Source organism: Clostridium sp. MCC328 (genome assembly GCF_018785465.1).
Classification (GTDB): domain Bacteria; phylum Bacillota; class Clostridia; order Lachnospirales; family Lachnospiraceae; genus Pilosibacter; species Pilosibacter fragilis.
Genome location: NZ_WQPW01000103.1, coordinates 1 through 1,373 on the forward strand (window position 1 = coordinate 1; position 1,373 = coordinate 1,373).

The 1,373-nt window shown below is 45.4% G+C and carries 2 protein-coding genes; both read left to right on the forward strand.

Translation table 11 applies throughout. The annotated features are described in order from the left end of the window. Positions 1-78: 78 nt before the first annotated feature. Positions 79-420: a transposase gene (locus GPK83_RS14190; protein ID WP_006855988.1), complete on the forward strand. Its 342-nt coding sequence runs from the start codon at positions 79-81 to the stop codon at positions 418-420. After that, positions 417-1,325 (forward strand): IS3 family transposase, encoded by a 909-nt coding sequence (locus GPK83_RS14195; RefSeq protein ID WP_118489533.1) that lies wholly within the window; start codon positions 417-419, stop codon positions 1,323-1,325. The genes GPK83_RS14190 and GPK83_RS14195 overlap by 4 nt, the downstream gene beginning before the upstream one ends. Positions 1,326-1,373: the final 48 nt, after the last annotated feature.

A 1,373-nucleotide genomic window follows, 5' to 3' on the forward strand; every position in this document is an offset into this window, starting at 1 on the left:
TGATGTTGTATAAATAAAGTTGACACCTTATTCTCAAGGAATTCATGTATAATAAAAGAGAATAAGGAGGAACTCTCAATGTCACGAACCCAACGTAAATACGACCAGGAATATAAGATCCAGGCTGTCAAACTTGCCAAAGAAATCGGCGGTGCTAAGGCAGCCAAAGAATTAGGTATCCCAGAAGGAACCATCCACACATGGCTGAAAGCAGTTAGAGCAGGCACATTGGATATTGGCGACGGTGCACATACTCCGGAAAGCGCGATGAGTCTTGCTGAGGAGCTTGCCATGCTCCGCAAACGCGTTAAAGATCAGGACAAAGAAATCCGGCGTCTGAAAGAGGAAAATGAATTTCTCGAGGAAGCAAGCGCTTTTTTCGCAGCCAGCCGTCGGAAGTCAGCAAGAACCAAAGAATGATGTTCATTGCCATAAAAACGAAAGACGGCGTGATTAAGGGAAAACTCTCATTCTATTGCCGGATGCTTGGCGTCAGCCGCCAGGGTTTCTACAAATATCTTGCTATTAAAGATCGCCCTTGGAAATATCAGGATCTTGCTGATGCCATGAGAGTGATCCATGCTGAGGATGAATGCAATGATACCTATGGACGTATTCGCATGTACCAAGCACTGCTCCTTAAGAATCCGACGGGAATCAAGATCCCCAGTGAACGAACCGTTTACAGGGTTATGGATGAAATAGGACTTGTCCATCGGCCAAAGCGCAAGCCAAATGGCATTACCAAGGCTGATCGGGAAGCACGTAAGTCAGATGATCTTCTGAAGAGAGAGTTCAAGGCTGATAAGCCACTTGAAAAATGCGTAACTGATATCACAGAAATCAAGGCAAAAGATGGAAAACTGTATGTTTCAGCCATCTTCGACTGCTTTGATTCCAGCGTTCTGGGACTGGCAATGGAAACAAACATGAAGGCAACTCTGTGTGAGCATACACTGGATAATGCCTATCTGGCGCATCCTGATCTGCGAGGTGCCATTGTGCACTCCGACAGAGGAAGACAATATACCAGTGAAACCTACCGTCAGGCGCTTTCTAAATATGGCATTATACAAAGCATGAACAGTGATGGTGGCAGGTGCCACGATAATGCTCGATGTGAAAGCATGTGGGCCAGAATGAAAAGCGAGCTTCTCTATGACCGCTACAATACGGAAAGCCTGACCACGGATGAGCTGAGAGTTCTTATTTGGAGATATTTCATCAGTTACTGGAACAACAGGAGGATCTGCTCTGCCAACGGTGGGCTTCCTCCTATGATTAAGCGTCAGAGATACTACCAATCTCTGGGCCTGGCTGCATAGGAAATGATATCTTTGAGATAAATGTGTCAACCAATATTGACAATATCA